The sequence below is a fragment of the Chitinibacter sp. FCG-7 genome (assembly GCF_040047665.1).
Taxonomy (GTDB): domain Bacteria; phylum Pseudomonadota; class Gammaproteobacteria; order Burkholderiales; family Chitinibacteraceae; genus Chitinibacter; species Chitinibacter mangrovi.
Window position 1 is genome coordinate 1,394,236 of record NZ_CP157355.1, and the last position, 19,960, is coordinate 1,414,195.

Sequence of the window (19,960 nt, forward strand, 5' to 3'; positions counted from 1 at the left end):
ACAGTGGCTAATCAGGGTTAAGTTTTGTCGCTTTCGCGATTGAATCGGGCGCGAAATTCACTGGGGGAAAGTTGCTTGATGCGTTTGAATTGCCGGTTGAAATGCGTCAGATGGGTGTAGCCAACGCGGTAGGCAATGACGGAAATGGGCTCCTGCCCTTCGATTAGCGCTTCGCAGGCACGGGCGATGCGCAGCTGGCTTAAATAATCGGACAAAGTCATGCGGGTGTGTTGCTTGAAACTGCGGCACAGACTGTTGGCCGACAAATTGGCCAATTGCGCCAGCCGCACCAGATCAAGCGGTTGATCGTAGTGATCGAGTAAATATTGCGTGACGCGATTGAGCCGCTGCTCGCTGCGTGGTGGTGTCGGGCTGGAAAAAGTAGCCGCCGACAGCGGCGTTGGCGTGTCTTGCGCCAGCAGCTGCAGCACTTTAAACAGCAGCACCAGCCTGTTCATCATCGAGGCATTCAGCATCTCTTCCATCAGCGGCTGCACTTGCGCCAGCGTCGCCGCCGAATACAGCAAGCCATGCTGCGCCTGCGCAAAGGCTTGCAGCAATGGGGTGCACTCAGGACAAACCTGACACAGCTGGGCCAGCCATTCGTGCGTAAACCAGATCACGCGCACTTCAATCTGCGCCTGCTCATTGAGCGCCGATACCGCCCAGGTATGCGGCAGATTAGGTCCAGTGAGCACCAGATCATGCCCATGAACCGCCGCAATATGGTCGCCAATATAGCGCTGCCCTTTGGCATTGAGCACCAGCGACAATTCGTACTCGGGGTGATAATGCCAGTTGAATGGCAGGCTGCTTTGCTGATGGCGAGTGAAAAATGACCAAGACTCGCTGTGCGCCACACTCACGACTTCATAACTGGCTTTCATTGGATAGCAGGGCTTTGGCTATGGTTCTTGATGCGAGAACAAAATGGTTAAACATGATAGGGAACGAGAGCGCTGCGCTTCATCCTGCGCTGGTCATTACAGCCAATCCATACATGCAAGCAAGGACGAAAAGCAGGGATAACAATAAGAAAATCATCCGGGCAAAACTGGCATTGCTGTCTTTCGAACGATTTTTAGCAAGGCCATTCAGATCAAGCTTTAAAGGAATACCAAGCATATCTGCCAGCTGCTCGGCATACTTGATCGTTTCTTGTTCATTGGATGAACCACGAAAATAAAGCTCGTCATCCTTTAATTTAATCACTGCCGAATACTGGGTTGCGACTGTTTGCGTGCGCTCACTCAACTCCGTTTTGTGTGTTGTTGAAGCCATTCGAACCTGTACCGCTCGCATATTCCCATAAGAATAAAATGTCTTTTGCGGTGCAAACCATAAGCCATTCACACGTTTGAGTTGCTGGTTCTGATGGTCAAAGTAGCGGTAATCGACATAGCTTGCCAAATACACTCCCGCCATTGAAACCCCCAAGGCAAAAGTGTAAATGATGGCCTTTATCAACGGCTCCAACTGCACATTCGAATAGCCAGCAAAGCCAATCCACAGGCCAAAAAGCAGGCAGATCAGCCCAGCAATCGCCTTCCAGAGGGTAATCCGGACATTAAAGAAGTCAATGGTCGGCATATCAGTTTTCCTTGCCCGAGGGGCTGCGCATCTGCCAGAGACACCAATTGAATGAATACCGATTGGCTTGCCGTGGGTAATGCGGCTGACCCGCTCGAATTTGAATCCAATTCAAGCAAACTGATACTTTGCCTGACTTAGTGCGTTTTTTCTGCTTCAGCCGGAATGGGCGGCAATTCTGGAATCGGTGGCAAGGCGCTGGCTTGCTCAGCTTCGATCAGGATTTTGAGTGCCTGCCAGTCGCTGCTGCCCATTTGCGATTTGCTGCAGACCAGAGTCTCATCGCCAATGTGCCCGTCGGCGTGCAAGGCCAGCAAGGCATCCCATTGCACCGGGCCTTGCGGCTTGCGCTCGGCATCGAGGTAGAAATAATCGACGACGGTAATTTCTTTGAGCTTGCTGCTGCCTTTATCAAGCAATTGCTTGCCTGCTGACGCGGCCTGCTTGCCGATTTGCATGCCTGCCCCAGCGGCGGTTTTGCCCAGCTGCAGCACTTTGCCACTGGCGTTGCCGATCAGCGCATTGAGGCGCTCGGCATCGTCGCCACCGATGGTCTTGAGCACGCCCATGTCGTGGATTTCTTCGCCACCGCTAAATTCCAGATAGGGGGCTGATTTGAAGCCCAGCTGGCTGGAAATGAACACATGCGGAATCTTGCCACGCTCGACGTTATACGCCTTGGTCACCGCATTGTATTGCTCGCGATAGCCGTGCAGTTGCGCCTCAACCTGCTGGATGCTATCGATCAGGCGGTTGTACTGCTGATTGCTTTTCAGGTCGGGAAACTTCTGCGCCAGACCCGCCATGGTGTTCAAGGCTACGGTCGACTGGTGCACCATATTCTGGATCGACGTCAGACTGCTGTCTTCGGACACTTTCAACATCACCAGCTTTTCGCTGTCTTCATAGCTTTTGACCACATCGATCAGCTGGTTGATCAGCGAAATCTGCTTTTTGGCCACTACGCCAATATTTGACCAGGCTTCTTTGACGTTTTCGGCGCTGCGGCGCAAGCCGTTATAGCACCACAGAGCTAGGCCACCCAGAATCAGCGCAGCCCAAAACAAGAAACTGAACACATCAGAAATAAACTCCATACCACCCCCGCATGACACAGTGAATGAAACACCCGAAAGCCAGGTGTAGCCGCCACGGAGCAGCCGCACTGTTTAACTTTTACAAGACTGACTATTTTATTTCATCGCCATGTCTTTGCCATTGAATGCGTGCAAGTGTTGCTTATAGGTAAAAACACTGATGCCACACAGCCAGAGCACTTGGCGCGTCTTGCCTTGTACCGGGCGGCTAGATGGGCTTGGTAAAGCCAGTCGCCTGCAATTACCCCATACGTGTATTACGCCACAAACCAATATGAACAAAGCCCCCGTGCAAATACCCATATAGAATAATCTTTACCAAGGCCAGCAGGTCGGGCGGTTCAGGCTTGTGCTTTATTCCCTGAGGGTGAATACTGCACTATCGCCTTCGCAAAAACGGGATTTCATCGTGTGGACGCGCCTTCAAGCCCGCCTTCGCGCCACTCGCGTAGGCGGGCTACCGCTGATCTTGCTGCCCCTGCTGCTGGCCAACCCGGCCAGGGCCGAAGATTTGCGCGCCTATACCGAGCGTTTTCCGCCTTTTAACTATCAGCAAGAAGGTCAGCAAGCCAGCGGCATTTCGTACGAGCTGCTGATGCTGATCGCCAACAAGGCGCGTTTGCGCATTAAAACCGAATTTTTACCCTGGCCCAGGGCGGTGAGCAAAAACAGCGCCGACGCCAACAGCATTCTGTTTACCACGGTGCGCACGGCACCGCGTGAAAACAGCTATCTGTGGGTGGGGCCGGTAGACCCTTGCGATATTGCGCTGATCAGGCTGAAAAGCCGAAACGACATTCAGCTGGGCACACTGGCCGACGCCCACCAGTACAAGGTGGGCGTACCGGCGTATGGCGCAGATATCGAGATTTTGCAGCGGAATAATTTTCCGGCCGAACAGCTGGAAAAAATCCCGTCCTCGGGCAGCATTACCAGAATGCTGTACGCCGGACGCTTTGATCTGGTCTCCGGCATCCTGCTGAGCCATGCCTACGAGGCCAAAACGGCCGGACTCAATCCGACCGAAATGACGGTGGCCTACACGCTGCAACCGGGGCTGGGCTGCTATTTCGCCTTTAACCCCAAGGTTCGCGCCGACTTTTACCAGCGATTTCTGCACGCCTACCAAGCGCTGGTACAGGATGGCACGCTTAGCCGCCTGCAGGCCAAATACCTGCGCTAAAATCGCCTGAAGACTTCTGAAGCCATCAAAAACCATTCGCTCCAGCACGCCCCCAAAGAGTGCTTTATTCAAAAGGCCAGATGATTTCCAGCACTTGCACATCGTCACTGAGCCAGACTTCGCGTGCGTCATCAATAATCATGCGGCCTTGCTCATCGAGCCAGCGCTTACCTTGCTGATAGGCCTCGATCACCTGCGGATAAGCGGCAGCATCGCCACTAACTGCAATCACCGCGCCCTGCACTGCGGGCTGGAATTTAACGTCAAAACCGACACATTCGGCGGCCTTTCCCACAAACGGCAGGCAAATCTCAATCGGGCCATCGGCAGACTCGCTAATATCGCCCCGGTAAATTCCCCAAGGGGCACCGGCCGCAACAAGCCCCTCCAAGGCTAGTGCAGTGTGCATTTCTGCCAGCGTAGCCTCAATACACGGCAATAAATCGGCGACAGTGACATAGCAACAGCGGGAGATAAAGTGCTGCGCGGGCTGTAATCGGACTTCAATATTGAAATTCATCGATAACTTCCAGTTATTTCTGGCACGGGTAGTGTACAGCAAGCCAGAGCGCCCCTTCACTCACCCGGCGTACCGTATGCGGGGTTTGCGCCGGGATTAGCAGATAGTCACCCGTGCGCAGCGTAATCTCTTGCCCGGCCACCTCCAGCGTGGCCTCCCCCTGTAGCAGCAACACCCATTCATCCTGAGTCTGAATGTATTCCTGCTGCGCGATCCGCGCTGAGCTGACGATCCGCTCGATCAGCAGGCCCGCCTGCTGGTGCAATGGCTCAAAGCGCTCGCCATCCTGCGGCGGCTGCGCATCGGCAAACAGATTGCCCATAGGCCACCTCACCGTCGCAGGCGGATCAGCAGGCATCGCCCGCTCCGGCTGCGTATTCGTCAGAATCTCGAGCACCTTGCCCAAGCCGGCAGGCATCTGCTCTTGCCCGGCGCGAGTATCCAGCTGATAGCGCGAGTGGGCTGATGATGTTTTGGGGTGATCGCTCATGGCAGACTCCGATGTATCGCAGTAAAAAATACGCAGCGCAGGCATCACCGGATGCCCACGCTGCGGATGTGACCAGCAAGCTTCAGCTAATCAGGCGTACTTTACTTCGCCGGATACACCTTGGGCAGCCCCAATCGGCTGGCCTGTGCCGGGGCCAGTAGATGGCTGGCGTCGGGAATGATCCGGGTATGCGGGTTGAGCTGGCGCTGCGCCAGCACAGTAGCGTATTCTTCCAGCAATGGACGCTCCTGCGTTTCTTCGGCACCAATGCTCAAATACAGCTGCTGCACACCGGCCAGACTGGCCGCACTCTGGCTGGCGGTACGCTGCAACGTAGCCATATTGTCGTACCACAAGGACGGGCTATTGAGCAGATAGCGGCTAAACAGGCGATCATGGTTCAACAATTGGTCAGCGCCCCACAGGCCCGCCAACGAAGTGCCCAACCAGCCGCGCTGATGCGGGTCGGCTTTAAAACGCCGCTCGACCGATGGAATAACCGATTCGCGGATAAAACGGCCAAAATTGGCGCCGCCACCGCTTACCTGCTGTGTGGGGGACAAGTCCGGCATCAGCCAGCTGCGGATATAGTCGTCCTCGGCGGCAGAATGAGTCGGGGTCAAATCACGCGAACGACGCACCAGACACGGCCCCAGCTCATCCGGGCACTCGATACCGACCAGAATCACCGGAGCAGCTTCACCGGCGGACTGGGCTTCGGCCACTTGTTCGGGCACGCTGCGCCATTGCGCCAGCGGAACGTCACGCCCTTCAAACTCCATGAGCAGCGCTTGCATGGTTTCGCGCTGCCCCAGCCAGCTCCAGTCCGCCACGTACAGCACCGGATAGGCGCGCTGGGGCTGATAGTCTGCCGGTAGGCGGACATGAATCCGGTAGCGGGTGCCCACGGTCATGCTCGGGCTAGTGAGCGCTTGCAATTGCTCGCCCGGCAACTCGAACACGCTGTGTTGTGGATAGCTGCACTGGCCCAAATCGGACCATTCGCTACGGCTTTCCACGCGATCAGGGCGCATGGCGTAGGTCCACCAGTTGGCGCGATAATTGCGCCCCAGATGGCTCACCGTTTGCCCTTGCGTATACGATTGCTCTTTCTGCCAGTAATCGGCGCAATCGTTTGCCGCCTGCGCCATCGATGCCACGCCACTGGCCAACACCAGCATAATCCAGCTGCCCATTTTCATAGGGTATTCCTCCATCCTTTATATTTATAAATAGCTACAGAGCAATACACCGGCAGGTATATGGCCTACCAGCAATTGCTCGCTTGTTATCCTACATGCGGCCAGCAGCCATATGCAGGCAGATTGCCCCCGCATCGGGCGCATTCATTCTTTGACTGCGGGCGCCCGCAGTGCCCGACTCACTTGACCCGCCAGTTCGTCGTCACGGTCGGCGGTGACTTCCCACACCATGACGCCACCCAGCTGCTGCTGGTGCAGAAATTTGAGCTTTTCAGCCAGCGCTTGCGGATCTTCGTAGCTGACCAATGCACCCAGCTCGGGGTTGAACAGCCAGGCGGCCTTGGCGGCATCCGACCAGTAACGCACGTAGCCGTTTTTATTCAGGTAATTGCGTTTGATGTCCTGATAATCGAGCGCTCCCTCGGTCGGGTAATCCCAGGTGCTTTTGCCGATGGCCTTGCAGCGCACGGCACGGCCCTGATTGCCCGGCGCACAACCCGTCCAGATATGACCGCTGTATTGCAAACCCAGCACCAGCTGCCGGGCAGGCACGCCTTGCTGCAAATAGGCCTCGATGGTGCCGCTGACATGGTAGCGCGCCGGTTTGCCCATCTGCGGATCAGCCTGTAGCGGCGCAATATGCCCGGCCTCCAGCGACCACGGGCCGCTGTACTGATAGCTCATCACATTGATCCAGTCCACCGTAGCCGCAATGGCCTTCCAGTCGTACTTCGGCAGATTGGTCGGATTAGCCTCCGCGGCCAGCGTCAATAGATAGGGTTTGCCATCGGCCTGCGCAGCCGCATTGAGCTTGCTGCGCAGCGTTTTGAATAATTTCAGGTAGTTATCCATATCGGCACGCCGCCACAGATTGTCCGGGTGGACGGCAAAGCTTGGAAACTCCCAGTCGATATCCAGACCATCAAAACCATGGGTGCGCATAAACGCAATGGCACTGTCGGCAAAACGCTCGCGGCTTTGCACGCTTAAACCGGCATTGGAAAAATACTTTGACCCCTTGCCACCTCCGCCAATTGAAATCAGCGTTTTGAGCTGCGGATGCTGCTTTTTCAGCTCGGCCAAACGGGCAAAATTGGCCTGATCGCCCCAGCCCTGGCCATTGCGCCACTCGCCGGGATCGGCCATCACCACCTCACCCGCTTCATTGACTGCAGCAAAAGCATAATTGAGGTGGGTGTAATGCTCGGCCTTGATTTTCAGCGGCGTGAAATGACCAAAAGTCGGGTACTGCCCCCAGGAGATGTAATAACCCACGACCTTGTACGAATCCGCCGCCAGCGTCGCCCCGCCCGCCGTGGCAAGCAGGATGGCAAGGCATAAGGCATTGATTTTTTTCACGATGAAGTCCACGGTAAATCGCAGGATTGCTGACACCAATTTAGAGCTAGCCCCAGGCCGATGGAATGTTTGATCCTGCGCTGCAATTTGTCCGATTCTTGCAGTGCCGCTCGCCAGGCGGCCTTGATACAAGGCAATCAGCCCCAGCGGGCGTGGGCGTATAATGCCGGCTTGTTCAAACAGAAATCAGGAATCGTCATGTCGAATTTGCCACCCTGTCCGGCCTGCAGCTCAGCTTTTGTCTACGAGGATGCCGGATTGCTGATCTGCCCCGAATGCGCACATGAATGGACTCCGGGCGAGGGCGCTGCGGCCGAGGAAGCGCGGGTCTGGAAAGACGCCAATGGCAATGTGCTGCAAGACGGTGATTCGGTGACGGTGATCAAGGATTTGAAAGTGAAAGGCTCGTCGCTGGTCGTCAAGGTGGGCACCAAGGTGAAAAACATCCGTCTGATCGACGGCGATCACGATATCGACTGCAAGATTGATGGCATTGGTGCGATGCAGCTAAAAACCGAGTTTGTGAAAAAGGCCTAGATTTTTCGTTGAGAATAGACAGCGCCCGCCCAGTGCTGTCTTAATGCTTGTGCTGGCGAAAACGAACGGTGGCACCGCTCACCTGACTGAGATACATCAGCCCAATGTAAATCCCGGCAAAAATCAGCATCCATGCCACCGGCAACAACAGCAATAACACCGCCTGAAACGTTGCAGGCAACACGCTACTTAATACGCCAAACGCCAGCAGGCACAGCACGCCAGCCAGAATCGGCATGACGCACATTTTCATTGATAACTGCATGTTTTGATCTCCGGTTTTTTATGTCTTGTGATTGCAGTTAAGGACAGAAAAACCAGTTCTCACAGCGCCGTTTATCCGCCAACCTGCAGCATACGGTCGGTGCCTCAGGGTATGGGCAAACAGCTTGATGCGCGACAGGTGTGCGCCCATATACCGTACGCTGGTATGGCTTATTGACGCGCAAAAACGAACTGACGAATGGTGAAATTCAGCGCAGCCGCCGCAATTCATGCAATACCGGATCACAGCAATGCAATGGGTATCTCGCTACAGAGCAATTATTAATTAATCTCTAGAGATATACCCATATACAAACCAAAAAATCAGCTCAAAGCAGCGCAAGCAGATCACATCCCCATATAACGGCCGGGGCGGTGGTTGATGGCAATTACCAGATTAAGCGCCAGCGCACCGGCCACCGAATAGAGCAATTGCGGCGTACTCACCATCGCCGCGCCGCAGGCCAGAATGGCCAGATCAAAACCCAGCTGCACATGCCCGGCACGCCAGCCAAAACGTTGCTGCAAATACAACGCCAGTACCGTCACGCCGCCCAAGCTAGCCTTGTGCCGGATCAGCATCAGAATGCCGACACCAGCGAGCAGGCCGCCGATAATGCTGGCAAACAACGGGTCTAGCCGGGCAAAGCCGATCCAGCGCGGCAGCAAATCGGCCAGCAACGATAGCCCAGCAATGCAGGCAAAGGTTTTCAGCGTAAATTCACGCCCCAGCACCCGGTAGGCAAACAGGTAAAACGGCAGGCTAATGGCAAAGAAAATCAGCCCGTATGCCCAGTGCGTGGTGTAGTGCAGCAAAAAGGCCAGCCCGGTTACGCCGCCCGTTAGCAAACCGGCCTGCTTAAAAAACTGGATCGCCAGCGCCATCAGCAATACGCCGGACAGCAGCCCCTGCGCGTCCTCCAGCCAGGTATGTCGTTTTGGCATCGCAGCCCTCCGTTTTAAAGGTGCTGCAGCATAGCCAAAAAGCCGCGCCGCGACAGTTGGGAATAACAGCCAGGCCGCTTGGCAAGACCGGCAAAGCTGCATATGCTGCACAGCAATATTTATCCCAAGGGGCACACCATGAGCATGACGGTCAATATCCAGCGCACCGACGGCTGGACCGGCGCCTACCAGCAAGAGAATCTGCAAGCGATTAGCGATTGGCTCACGCACCTGGAGCCACGGCAATTATTCCGCCGCGCCAGCCTGTGCATTGCTGGCAAAGACGCTGTCTCTCTGATCGCCACCCGGCACATTGCTTGGATCGACGTGCACACCGACGAGCCTTACGAGATGGTGTTTCGCCGCGTACCCGCTTATGGCTATGTGGATGAAGCGTGTGCCATTCTGGGACGGGCGGCCTTTCTGGCCGAGCTGGAAGCGGCAAAATATCGCTGGCGCAGCGAGTTTGCAGGCAGCAGCAAAGCAGGTCAACCATTTGAAGCATTGATCGAGGTGCTGTTTGAAGGCGGCTTTGAGTATTACATCGAGATCAAGGGGCGGCTGGCCTCGGATAGCGAGCGGGTATCGCTGCTGAACGGCTTACTGGAGCAAGGCACTTTTCTGATTCGCCTGCCCACTGGCGGCTTTACCATGATCAACACACGCAATGTCACCCGCGCGCGGATTTACCAGAGCCACAACGCCGAACGCACGCCACCTGCTACGCTATTTGCCGAAGCGCTGGACGACGATCTGGCGCGAATCTAAACACGACCTGCTAATGCTAGGCTGTCAGGCTAGGCATAAAGCCTAGCAAACCCAGCGCCCGTTCACGTACAGATTGTCGTCGCCCAGCCAGACGCCGCCTGCGACATCGACAAACACATCAATATGAAAGCGCGTGTCTTTGCGCTTGAATTGCGGCTTGTTATAGCTGCCGTGTTTGGTACCCAGCGATAGATGCACGCCGCACAAGCGCTCGTAGGTGCCAATATCGCTCACGGTGTGCTCGCGGCTGAATGCGCGGTTCAGCCCCAGACCCAGCTCGCGCAACCAGACTTCGCCTTCCACCTCGCGGATCTTCGCCAGCACAGCGTCAAATTCCGGCGTACTGTGCTCAACGGCAGTGATTCTGCCAGCTTCAACGACAATGGTAATCGCCTGCGGCGGAAAATTGCAGTGAAAGGTGGTATCGCCAAAAACAAAAACATCGGCACGCCCGCTCACCGCCTCCAGATCAATCGCCTCGGTGAACACCTCGCCAATCGGAAACTGGCCGCCGATATTTTTCATCGCTCGGTAGTCGCCCACATTGAGCTTGGCGGGCTCCAGCCGCGTTGCGTACGTCAGCGTATTGCCACTGCCGCTGACTAACCGCGCGTGGGGCGCTGCGCCAATTCGGGCCTGCAAGGCCGCGCCAGTGCCGCGATAGTAGTCGGCGTCATAAGCCAAAGCCTCGATATAGCGTGGCGCTTCAATGCCCACCATGCGTGACAGATGCACATGCTCGATCACCTTCAAACCCTGCGCAAACAGCTGCACGCGCAAACGGTAGGCGTCCAGCCGGAAATGCGTCGACTGGATCAGCACCACCAGCGCACCGGCAGGCTGCGCAGCAAAAGCGGCCATCACCGTGTCGTTGTCTACCGTACTGATTTCGATCACCTGCGCCTGCGGCAGCGCCGCGCGGTAGGCATCGGCCAGCACCAGAGCGAGCGGGCATTCGGTGTCGTAGATAATCAGCGCAGGCTCGTCGGCAGTATGGCCAATCGCCACCTGAACAATATCACGCACATGCCGGACGGCAGCGGCTCGGTGTTCAGCGCTGAGTTCACAGTAAGACAGCTCTTCACTCATGGGGTATACGATCCAAAATCAATATCATTAAAGCCTAGCACCACATACATAGCTTGGTATATATACAGCAACAACCGCACGCCGCATTATCGCACGGGCGCAACCAGCAGCGCAGCCGGGCTGCGTAACGGCAGCACAGCGCATCAGCCCCGGCAATGCGCAATCAGCGCGTCAATCACGCAGCGTAATTTGGGCGGTACATAGCGATGCGCCGGATACAGCAGATACGCCATTCCGGCGTATGAAGTACCGAGCTGCCACTCGGGCAGGACGCGAATCAGGCGGCCATCAGCAAGCGCGGCGCTGGCGGTGAAGTCGGGCAGGCTGGCAATGCCAAGGCCGTCGAGCGCGGCGTTGAGCCGCATTTCGCTGTGATTGACTCGCAGCGGCCCAGTCACCGCGACGGTAATTTCTTCTTTGTCGCGACTCAAGCGCCAGCGATGGTCTACTGGCGTTTCGCCGAGGCAAATACACGGATGGTCGAGCAAATCCTGCGGCGTGAACGGCGTGTCATGGGCGGCCAGATACGCGGGACTGGCGCACAGCACTTGCGTCACCTGCTGTAGCGGAATACCAATCAGCCCCGGCGGCGGCTGATCGCCGATGCGGATCACCAGATCGATTTCGTCGTCGAGCGGGTCGAGCACGCGGTCGGTGACGAGCAGATGCAGCTCGATGCCGGCGTGCTTATGCAGCAAAGGCGTAATCAGCGGCTGCAACACCGCGCGCGCAAAACCCCGTGGCACGCCCAGCCGAACTCGGCCTTGCGGCGCGGCCATATACTGTTCGGAAACATTCAGTGCGTCCTGCCCGGCGGCGAGCATGGCCTGACAACGGCTTAGCGCGGCGTGTCCGGCTTCGCTCAGGCGCAGGCTGCGCGTGCTGCGCTCCAACAGCCGCACCGATAGCGAGCGCTCCAGCCGCGCAATTTGCCGGCTCACCGCCGAAGCGCTAAGGCCCAGCTCCTTGGCCGCCGCCGAAAAACTGCCACATTCGACAACACGAACAAACACCGCCATATCGGGCAGCAATTGAATCAAGGTATTTGTGCTCATAGCGCATCAATGTTTTGCATGAACTATGGATTATCGCGCATAGCGAAGCAATTGATAATCGGCTCATCAAACAGGATGGGCGTGACGATGAAACAATTAGAAACTCGATGGGATCACATCTCGGCACAACTGATGTTGCTCGCCGTCGCGATAGTGTGGGGCAGCAGCTATGGCGTGAGCCAAAGCGCCTTGTTGTTTTATCCGGTGCTCGGTTTTCTGGCCTTGCGGTTTTTAATCACTTTTATCGTGCTATTACCGGCTTTTATTCGCCTATCGGCGATAGATAGGTGGCAATCGCTGCGCACTGGTGCGCCGTTGGGCATCTTGATGGCGGCGATTTTTGCATGCGAAACCTATGGCGTCACACACACCAGCGCCAGTAATGCGGCGTTTTTAATCAGCCTGTGCCTGCCGCTCACGCCCTTGGCGCAATGGCTCTTGCTCGGGCAAAAGCCTGCAGCGAGAACCTGGGGCTGGCTCGCGTTGGCGCTGCTCGGCGCGGCCTTGCTCAGCGGCATCTCGCTGCAAAATACAGCGCTTAATGTGGGCGATGGCCTGATTCTGCTCGCCGCCGTGTTGCGCGCGCTGGTCGTGACGCTAACACGCAAACTGACACTCAATCGCCCCACCTCTGCCTTGGCGCTCACCACCATACAGGCAGGTATTATCGGCAGTAGCATGCTGGCATTGGCCTCCATGGCAATACCCTTAGGTCAATTGGCTTTACCTACTCATGCTGATTTTTGGGTCAAGCTGCTGTACCTGATTTTCTTTTGCACGATATTCGCTTTTTTTGCGCAAAACTGGGCCGCGAGCCGACTAGCGCCAACTCGCGTTGCGGTGTTGATGGGGCTGGAGCCGCTATTCGGTGCGCTGTATGGCGTGATGGCACTTGGCGAGGTCATCAGCCGCAGTGGCATGTTCGGCGCGGCGCTGATTTTGCTGGCGGTGTTTGGTTTGACGGGATTGCTGGACGGTTTATTTTCCTGTGTTCAACCAGCGCAACATCCCGCCTGCCGCATGGCGGCCGGTCGCAAAACAAGCGGTGAGCAGGTAGCCGCCGGTGGGCGCTTCCCAGTCGATCATTTCACCAGCGACAAACACACCGGGCACGACCTTGAGCATCAAGCCATCATCCAGCGCGTCCCAGCGCACGCCACCGGCGGTGCTGATTGCTTCGTCAATCGGGCGCGGCGCGATCAGCTTGATCGGCAATGATTTGATTGCAGCAGCGAGCTGATTAACATCCATAAACTGCTCTTTTGACAGCATTTCATGCAACAAGGCCGCTTTTAAGCCTTCTATTTTGAGTTTTCGCCGCAAATGATTCGCCATCGAGTCGGCTCCGCGTGGCTGCTCCAGCGCGGCGATCACATCATTCAATGATTTTTGCGGCAATAGATCGACGTATACAGTGGCAAAACCGTCGGCGTTAATGGCCTCGCGCAGGTCGTGCGAGAGCGCGTAAACCAGACTGCCTTCAACGCCGCCTTCGGTCACAACAAATTCGCCGACTTTCTTTACGCCATCCGCACTGGCACTGGCGGCAATGGCTTTGAGCGGTGTTCCGGCGAATTTTTTCGCCAGAAACGGCGACCAGCCGACGTCAAAACCGCAATTGGCCGCCTGCAACGGCGCAACTGCAACACCCTTGTCACCCAGCAGTGGCAGCCAACGACCGTCCGAACCCAACTTCGCCCAGCTAGCACCGCCGAGCGCGAGCAATACGGCGTCAAACTGCCGCGTGATTTCGCCGTCGGGCGTGGCAAATTTCAGCGCCTTGGCGTCATTCCAACCCAGCCAGCGATGACGCGGATGTACCGTGACGCCACTGGCTTTTAGCCGCGCCAACCATGCGCGCAGCAAAGGCGCGGCTTTCATTTCAGTTGGAAAAACCCGCCCCGACGTACCAACAAAAGTCTGAATCCCCAGGCCATGCACCCAGTCGCGCACCGCTTCGCCGCCAAATTGATCCAGCATCGTTTTAAGCGGCACCGCGGCTGCGCCGTAACGAGCCAGAAACGGCTCGGCGGGCTCGGAATGCGTGATATTCATGCCGCCAACACCGGCGAGCAGGAATTTGCGACCGACCGACGGCATGGCGTCGAACACCTCAACCCGCACGCCAGCCTTGCTCAGCACTTCGGCGGCCATCAGCCCGGCCGGGCCGCCGCCAATAATGGCGATGGATTGAGGATGTGTGCTCATAAAATCTTCCAGTAAAAACCAATGCAATAAAAAAGGATGATGCAGTAGGCCCTGCAATGCGGCTTGAAATTGAATCGTGGATTAATAATGCGGCGGGATTTCGTCAAATAGGCTGCGCGGCGCTTGCTGATCGGGTACGGCCTGATTTTGTTGCAGCGCCTGCAATGCGGCGGCCAGCTGGTCGATCTGCAACTGCTGGCGCGAAATAATCTGGTTTAGCTCGTCGAGCAAATCGTCCTGCAAGGCCAGACGGATTTCCAATTCGGTAATACGCTCGTCCATGATGATGTCCTCTGTTTGAAAGCGCCCATTATCCCCCGAAACGGCGCTGCCGCGCGCCAAAATCACCGCGCACGAAGCACCTAAGCGATATTCCCGCCTATCGCTGCCCTGCCTGACGTGTCGGGTGAACCTAGGCTTGCCCTCTCACTGACTTGAACGGCAACACAGAGCGGATTTTTCCCTGCCACAGCATCGGCAGCAAGCACCACACAATCCAGCAAAAACCAAATAAAGACGCGCTCGCGCCAAAATTCACCCAGCGCAGTTCCAAAGTCATTGCCATCGCCTGCAAATAGGCGGTGTAAGTGGTATCGACACAGAACACCAGAATCAGCGCCGCGACCAGCCAATCGCGCTGCAGCAGTGCGGCGTGAAAGCGGGGCATCAGCGCATACGTGGCCAGCGCCATCAGCACGCTAATGCCGTAATCCCAGTCACCAAACTGGTAATAATCCGCGCCCAACACCAACAGGAGCAAACCAATCAACAAAGTAGCAATACGCCACGGCATTAAATACCAGCTCATCCGATTAACTCCCTGTAAAAATGGCAGACTGCGCCGACCCCTTAGAGTCGGCGCCAGTCAATTAGCCAGCCACTTCGTCGCGATGCGCTTTCACCACCGCCATCATTTTAGCGTCGACCTTGCTGGGGCGATACTGGGAGTGGGTATTGCCTCCCAGCTCTTTCCAATCAATGTTCCGGGTGAAATACATCACGCAGGCCAGCAGTGCAAACATCGTCAGGCTGCCCATTAGCAAGGCCATGTCTTCCGATTGCAAGATGCCGAACAGCAAACCATACAGCGCGACCAGTACCGCAGCAAAACCCACGCCACGTCGCCAGCCCGCCAGCACAAAGCTGATATAAAAACCCTGTAGCGCCGCCGAGGCCAGCGCCGCCAACCAGTAGGCTTTGTTAAAGCCAATATGCTCGGACAAGGACAATGTGAGCAGAAAAAACATCGCCAGCCCCAGCCCGACCAGACTGTATTGCACCGGATGCACCGACAACTTGTGCATGACTTCCATTAAAAACACCGCGCCAAAAATCAGCAGCATAAATAGCTCGGCGTATTTCATGGTGCGCTCGTTGAGCACATAGCGGTCTACCGGGTCGATCAGGCGCAAGCCGACACGGGCGGCATTGCAATTGGATTCGTCCTTATTGCTGCAGTGCATGGTCATGCTGCCGCCAGTGGCCAGTTCGCTGGTTTGCCAGCGGGCGCTAAAACTATTGGCGGTAATCGTGCGTTCCAGCGGTGCAAAATTGCCGGCAAAGCTGGGATGCGGCCAATTGCCGGATAAAGCGATCTGGCTGCTATCGCCCACGGGCTCGATCAACAACTGGGTGCTGCCCGCCAGATTGAGCTTGAAATTGAAATCCAGTTGCTGGCCTTGCTGCTGAAGCACAGCGGGTTCAGCCAGCGCCAGCGGTGCATGGACACCTCCTCCTAATCTGGCATGCCTGGCACCGGGAGCAAAAGTCAGCGTCTGGCTGGCAGCCACACCGCTCAATTGCTGAATACCGCGCACATCGCTTAGACCCAGCGCCAGATAGGGCGTTTGCCACTGGGTGGTAATGCGCTCGCGCGCTGAGCTCGCCTTGGCCTCGTACTGCCCCAGCGCAGGCACCGCAAACCGGCCACTGAGCTGCAGCTGGCTGCGGTAAATCGGCGCTTCGAATAAGCCACGTTTCAGCACTTCCACCGCCAGCTGACCACGCGCATCAAACTGGCTGGGGGTCAGCACTAGCTGATCGCTCACTTGCGTATCTTCCCAATAACTGGCCTTGTCCTTGGTCGCCTCAATCAGCTTGCTACTGGTCTGCACATAGGGCAGCACCAGAAATGGCCCCAGCAGCGTTTGCTCGCCCGCGCTGAACTGGGCGATTTCACTGCGTACGGTGTCGGCACGCTGCTGGCGCTCGTCCACCAGATCCCGCACAAAAGCCAATACCACCAGCATTAACACCATCAAACCCAGCATGGCAGCCAGTTTCATTCCGATTTTCATGATCATCTCCTGTGTGTTCATTGCACGGATTGATCATGACGCAGGGATATGGATAACACGCGCAGGCAATATGGAGATTGTGTGAAGAACATCCATAGCAGCCGGGCAAACTACCAAAGTGTGAAATACGCCACAGCTTTTTTGACTAGAAGCTGACACAGGCCTAAGATTCAGCCTTTCGATTTTTCTGGGTATGAATGATGAAACTGCATTCGATTGTATTGGCGGCTCTGCTGGGCACCGCATTGGCACCATCGGCAATGGCATTTGACATTGGTAAGGCGCTAAAAGTCGGCACGCAAGCGCTCCAAGCGGCCACGCTGACCGACGCTGACGTGAAATCGCTGGCCGATCAAGCCTGCGTACAAAGCGATGCCGAATCAAAAATCGCGCCAGCCAAAAACAAATACAGCAAACGCCTCGATACCATTGCCAAAAAACTGGGCAAGGAAATCAACGGCCAGCCTGTGAATTACAAGGTCTATCTGGAGCCGGAAGTGAACGCCTGGGCGATGGCCAATGGCTGCATCCGTGTCTACAGCGGCCTGATGGATCTGATGACCGACGACGAAATCATTGGCGTACTGGGCCATGAAATGGGCCACGTGGCATTGGGCCATAGCCGCAAAGCCATGCAGACCGCATACACCGTATCGGCTGCCAAATCGGCAATCGGCGAATACGGCGGCAACACCGCAGCAGCGCTCAGCGGCTCGGAGCTGGGCAAATTTACCGAAACACTGATCAATGCCCAGTTCTCGCAATCACAGGAGCTGGACGCCGACAATTTCTCTTACGATTTGCTCACGCAAAAGAAACTCAAACGTGAAGCACTGGTCAGCGCCTTCCAGAAGCTGGCTCAACTGAGCGGCGGCGAGCACAGCATGCTGGCCTCTCACCCAGCCTCAGCGGATCGGGCCAAAAACATCGAAACCCGGATTGCCAGCAATAAATAATCTGTCGCCAATCATAAAAAAGGGCGGTGATTTCACCGCCTTTTTTAATATCTGCAAAGTACAGATTCGTTCAGCGCGACTCGCGCTGTTTGGCCCACTTCTCGAATGACTGATACAGCCGGCTTCGCGTGGCCTGATCTAGGCTGCCTTTGCGAAAGGCGATATGGATCGGGTCTTTGAATAGCTTGGTAAAAACCAGAAACTCGTCGGCGTGGGCTTTGAGCTCAGGATCGTTGGCGACAAACTGGCTCAAGCCTGCTGGCGCGTTGGCAAACAGGGCAGCGTCAATGCGACCGATCAGCAGATTTTTCAGCCGCGCGCTGTGCGATGAATCTCGCACAAATTCAAACACGCCATTTTTGGCCGCCTGATCAAGCTCTGCGCCATAGCTCACGCCAATTAGCGCGCCGATTCGCTTGCCGGATAAATCGGCCACGCTCTGATAGCGGATCTGGCGGTTTTTATGCATGACCAGCGTAATGCCGCTATCAAAAATCACCGGGGAATAATCAAACAGCTCGGCGCGCTCGGGCGTGTACGAAATGCCGATAATGCCGCCCAGCCCGTGTTTGGCCAGATTGTAGGCGCGGTTCCACGGCAGCAGTTCGGCCTTGAGCTTAAGGCCAGTGTCTTTTTGCACAAAGTCGATCGCCTCCAGCGCAATGCCTTTGGGATTGCCCTGCTCGTCAAGCCAGCTGATCGGGCGATAAGTATCCGAGGCGTAGATGGTAATCTCGGCAGGCGCTGCCGCTGCCATTGCTACGCAGCAAGACGCGATCAAAGCCAATACAAACCGTTGCATGCCATTTCCCTTCTGGTGACCGTGAATCATCTTAGCTTGCCGCCTGACAGGCTGCGAGGCGCAAATTTGATTAATACGGGATTAATGCGGATTAATGGAAGATGATTGGGCTAAGTGGCGCAAATTAACGCCTAAACCAGCGGCAGCAGCAGCTGGGCCAATACGCCCCGTGGGTGATTATCCAGCCGGATCTGCCCGCCGTGCAATTGGACTATCGCACGGGTCAGCACCAGACCCAGCCCGGTGCTTTTCTGGCCGTTGCCGCGCGGCAGGGAATAAAAACGCTCAAATAACCTGCCCAGCGCATAGTCAGGTATTGGCTCACCATCGTTGATAATATTGAGCTGCAGCTCATTACCCAGCCTGAGTATATTGATCTCGATCTTCCCATCGCGCTGAGTAAAATCAATGGCGTTTTGCAGGATATTGCGCACCGCCTGCCCCAGCAGAAAGCCTTCCCCCCAAATCAGCGGCGCTTCAGGCTCCCAGTCTCCCGTCCAGCTGATTTGCCGTGTGCCCAGCTGGCTATGCAGCGCCTCAATTTGGGTGCGAATCAACGCGGCCAGATCCAGCGCCTGCGCATCGTGCAATTCATGCCTGGCCTCCAGCGAAGCCAACTGCAGTAAATAATCGACAATTTTCTGCATACGGACAACTTCTGCATCAATATGCTGCAAAAATCGCAGCCGATCTGCAGCGGCCAGTTCGTCCTGCAAAATTTCGGCCGAGGCGCGAATACCCGCCAGCGGCGATTTAAGCTCGTGCGTCAGCTCATGCACGTAATTTTCGATATACGCCTTGCCGTCGAGCTCATCGCGCATCGCGCCCAGCGCGCTGGCAAGGCTGGTCAGCTCGCGATTGGCGATAAAACGCGGCACCGGCGCGGGCTTGCCTGCGCTCACGTCGCGGGCAAAATCGGTGAGCTGCGTAATACCACGGCTTAGCCACCATGAAAACAGCGCCCCGGCGATCAGCCCGGCCAGAATCACCGCAATCACAATGCGCGACAGCTTGCGCTCACTGCGTTCGATATACGGCTGCATCGCCAGATTGGGGCGGCTCACGGTGACAACGCCGATAATTTGGTCGCCATTTTTGATCGGCGCAGCAACATGCATCACGGTAGAGAGCGGATTGTTCGGGTCGGCCAAGGTGGTGCGTGCGCCGTATTCGCCGCGCAAGGTGCGCACCACGTCGCGCCACTGGCTGTAATCCTGCCCGACGGCTTTACGCTCCGAATCGAGCAACACTATGCCGCGCGCGTCGGTGACATACACGCGCAAATAAGTGCGTTCATGTTTGACATCGGTAATCTGCGCCTGCGGCCGACGCAGGGCAAACTGCGCCATCGCGGCGGCAAAGCGCCCGTCGTCGAGCCGCCCGGCGACAAAATCGGGCTGTATCATCGCCGCCAGCAAATTGGCAGTATCGAGCAGCACCTCCTCGGCCGACTGGCGCATCGCCGGTTTGACCTCTTCGCGCACCAGATTGAGCACATACGCCGCCAGCAAGGCAACCAGGAGGAAATAGCCGAGGAAAATTCGCAGCGAGAAACGCATTTAACGCTCCATGAATGAGGCGTGGATAACAACACCGTA

General features: G+C 56.4%; 21 protein-coding genes and 1 pseudogene. 5 read left to right on the forward strand and 17 right to left on the reverse strand.

From position 1 onward, the window contains the following. Positions 1-17 precede the first annotated feature (17 nt). The 3 genes from ABHF33_RS06515 to ABHF33_RS06525 form a co-directional block, all read right to left on the reverse strand. Positions 18-887, reverse strand: coding sequence for an AraC family transcriptional regulator (locus ABHF33_RS06515; protein ID WP_348946150.1), 870 nt, complete (start codon positions 885-887; stop codon positions 18-20). Positions 888-966: 79 nt separating this feature from the next. Further along, positions 967-1,590: a hypothetical protein gene (locus ABHF33_RS06520; protein WP_348946151.1), complete on the reverse strand. Its 624-nt coding sequence runs from the start codon at positions 1,588-1,590 to the stop codon at positions 967-969. A 137-nt stretch (positions 1,591-1,727) separates the two neighbouring features. Beyond that, positions 1,728-2,687: a LemA family protein gene (locus ABHF33_RS06525; protein WP_348946152.1), complete on the reverse strand. Its 960-nt coding sequence runs from the start codon at positions 2,685-2,687 to the stop codon at positions 1,728-1,730. Positions 2,688-3,096: 409 nt separating this feature from the next. Here ABHF33_RS06525 and ABHF33_RS06530 point away from each other — a divergent pair, with 409 nt between their 5' ends. Further along, positions 3,097-3,870 carry a substrate-binding periplasmic protein gene (locus ABHF33_RS06530; protein ID WP_348946153.1) on the forward strand — a complete coding sequence of 258 codons (774 nt, stop codon included), beginning with the start codon at positions 3,097-3,099 and terminating at the stop codon, positions 3,868-3,870. Positions 3,871-3,934: 64 nt separating this feature from the next. Here ABHF33_RS06530 and ABHF33_RS06535 read toward each other — a convergent pair whose 3' ends face one another. From ABHF33_RS06535 to ABHF33_RS06550, 4 genes are all read right to left on the reverse strand, one after another. Continuing rightward, a complete protein-coding gene (locus ABHF33_RS06535) occupies positions 3,935-4,390 on the reverse strand; it encodes a hypothetical protein (RefSeq protein WP_348946154.1) in 456 nt (151 codons plus the stop codon). A 13-nt stretch (positions 4,391-4,403) separates the two neighbouring features. Beyond that, positions 4,404-4,880 carry a cupin domain-containing protein gene (locus ABHF33_RS06540; protein ID WP_348946155.1) on the reverse strand — a complete coding sequence of 159 codons (477 nt, stop codon included), beginning with the start codon at positions 4,878-4,880 and terminating at the stop codon, positions 4,404-4,406. Between the two features lie 101 nt (positions 4,881-4,981). Continuing rightward, on the reverse strand, positions 4,982-6,082 hold the full coding sequence (locus ABHF33_RS06545) for a carbohydrate-binding protein (RefSeq protein WP_348946156.1): 1,101 nt from the start codon (positions 6,080-6,082) through the stop codon (positions 4,982-4,984). 144 nt (positions 6,083-6,226) lie between these two features. Next, a complete protein-coding gene (locus ABHF33_RS06550; protein WP_348946157.1) occupies positions 6,227-7,441 on the reverse strand; it encodes a glycoside hydrolase family 18 protein in 1,215 nt (404 codons plus the stop codon). 198 nt (positions 7,442-7,639) lie between these two features. On the opposite strand from ABHF33_RS06550, the gene ABHF33_RS06555 reads away from it, so the two are divergent. Beyond that, on the forward strand, positions 7,640-7,978 hold the full coding sequence (locus ABHF33_RS06555) for a zinc ribbon domain-containing protein YjdM (protein ID WP_348946158.1): 339 nt from the start codon (positions 7,640-7,642) through the stop codon (positions 7,976-7,978). 40 nt (positions 7,979-8,018) lie between these two features. On the opposite strand, the gene ABHF33_RS06560 is transcribed toward ABHF33_RS06555, so the two are convergent. Together ABHF33_RS06560 and ABHF33_RS06565 are read right to left on the reverse strand one after the other, a co-directional pair. Then, positions 8,019-8,243 (reverse strand): hypothetical protein, encoded by a 225-nt coding sequence (locus ABHF33_RS06560; protein WP_348946159.1) that lies wholly within the window; start codon positions 8,241-8,243, stop codon positions 8,019-8,021. A 347-nt stretch (positions 8,244-8,590) separates the two neighbouring features. After that, entirely contained in the window at positions 8,591-9,187 is a 597-nt protein-coding gene (locus ABHF33_RS06565; protein WP_348946160.1) for a YitT family protein, read from the reverse strand. 138 nt (positions 9,188-9,325) lie between these two features. Here ABHF33_RS06565 and ABHF33_RS06570 point away from each other — a divergent pair, with 138 nt between their 5' ends. Further along, complete coding sequence (locus ABHF33_RS06570; RefSeq protein ID WP_348946161.1) at positions 9,326-9,955, forward strand: hypothetical protein; 630 nt, start codon at positions 9,326-9,328, stop codon at positions 9,953-9,955. 42 nt (positions 9,956-9,997) lie between these two features. Here the strand turns inward: ABHF33_RS06570 and ABHF33_RS06575 are convergent, their stop codons facing one another. Beyond that, positions 9,998-11,044 (reverse strand): hypothetical protein, encoded by a 1,047-nt coding sequence (locus ABHF33_RS06575; RefSeq protein ID WP_348946162.1) that lies wholly within the window; start codon positions 11,042-11,044, stop codon positions 9,998-10,000. A 143-nt stretch (positions 11,045-11,187) separates the two neighbouring features. Continuing rightward, entirely contained in the window at positions 11,188-12,099 is a 912-nt protein-coding gene (locus tag ABHF33_RS06580; RefSeq protein WP_348946163.1) for a LysR family transcriptional regulator, read from the reverse strand. A gap of 132 nt (positions 12,100-12,231) precedes the next feature. Here ABHF33_RS06580 and ABHF33_RS06585 point away from each other — a divergent pair. Beyond that, a pseudogene (locus ABHF33_RS06585) lies at positions 12,232-13,047 on the forward strand (DMT family transporter); the annotation flags it as partial. Between the two features lie 30 nt (positions 13,048-13,077). On the opposite strand, the gene ABHF33_RS06590 reads toward ABHF33_RS06585, so the two are convergent. From ABHF33_RS06590 to creD, 4 genes are all read right to left on the reverse strand, one after another. Further along, a complete protein-coding gene (locus tag ABHF33_RS06590) occupies positions 13,078-14,307 on the reverse strand; it encodes a TIGR03862 family flavoprotein (protein WP_348946164.1) in 1,230 nt (409 codons plus the stop codon). An 81-nt stretch (positions 14,308-14,388) separates the two neighbouring features. After that, positions 14,389-14,589, reverse strand: coding sequence for a SlyX family protein (locus ABHF33_RS06595; protein ID WP_157670203.1), 201 nt, complete (start codon positions 14,587-14,589; stop codon positions 14,389-14,391). Positions 14,590-14,719: 130 nt separating this feature from the next. Next, a complete protein-coding gene (locus tag ABHF33_RS06600) occupies positions 14,720-15,115 on the reverse strand; it encodes a hypothetical protein (RefSeq protein WP_348946165.1) in 396 nt (131 codons plus the stop codon). A gap of 61 nt (positions 15,116-15,176) precedes the next feature. Beyond that, a complete protein-coding gene (gene creD, locus ABHF33_RS06605; protein WP_348946166.1) occupies positions 15,177-16,604 on the reverse strand; it encodes a cell envelope integrity protein CreD in 1,428 nt (475 codons plus the stop codon). A 197-nt stretch (positions 16,605-16,801) separates the two neighbouring features. Here creD and ABHF33_RS06610 point away from each other — a divergent pair, with 197 nt between their 5' ends. Continuing rightward, the gene (locus ABHF33_RS06610; protein ID WP_348946167.1) at positions 16,802-17,560 is read left to right on the forward strand and encodes a M48 family metallopeptidase; all 759 of its coding nucleotides are present in this window, start codon (positions 16,802-16,804) and stop codon (positions 17,558-17,560) included. Between the two features lie 70 nt (positions 17,561-17,630). Here the strand turns inward: ABHF33_RS06610 and ABHF33_RS06615 are convergent, their stop codons facing one another. Together ABHF33_RS06615 and creC are read right to left on the reverse strand one after the other, a co-directional pair. Continuing rightward, entirely contained in the window at positions 17,631-18,362 is a 732-nt protein-coding gene (locus ABHF33_RS06615) for a substrate-binding periplasmic protein (RefSeq protein WP_348946168.1), read from the reverse strand. A 131-nt stretch (positions 18,363-18,493) separates the two neighbouring features. Next, positions 18,494-19,921 (reverse strand): two-component system sensor histidine kinase CreC, encoded by a 1,428-nt coding sequence (creC, locus tag ABHF33_RS06620; RefSeq protein WP_348946169.1) that lies wholly within the window; start codon positions 19,919-19,921, stop codon positions 18,494-18,496. Positions 19,922-19,960 lie beyond the last annotated feature (39 nt).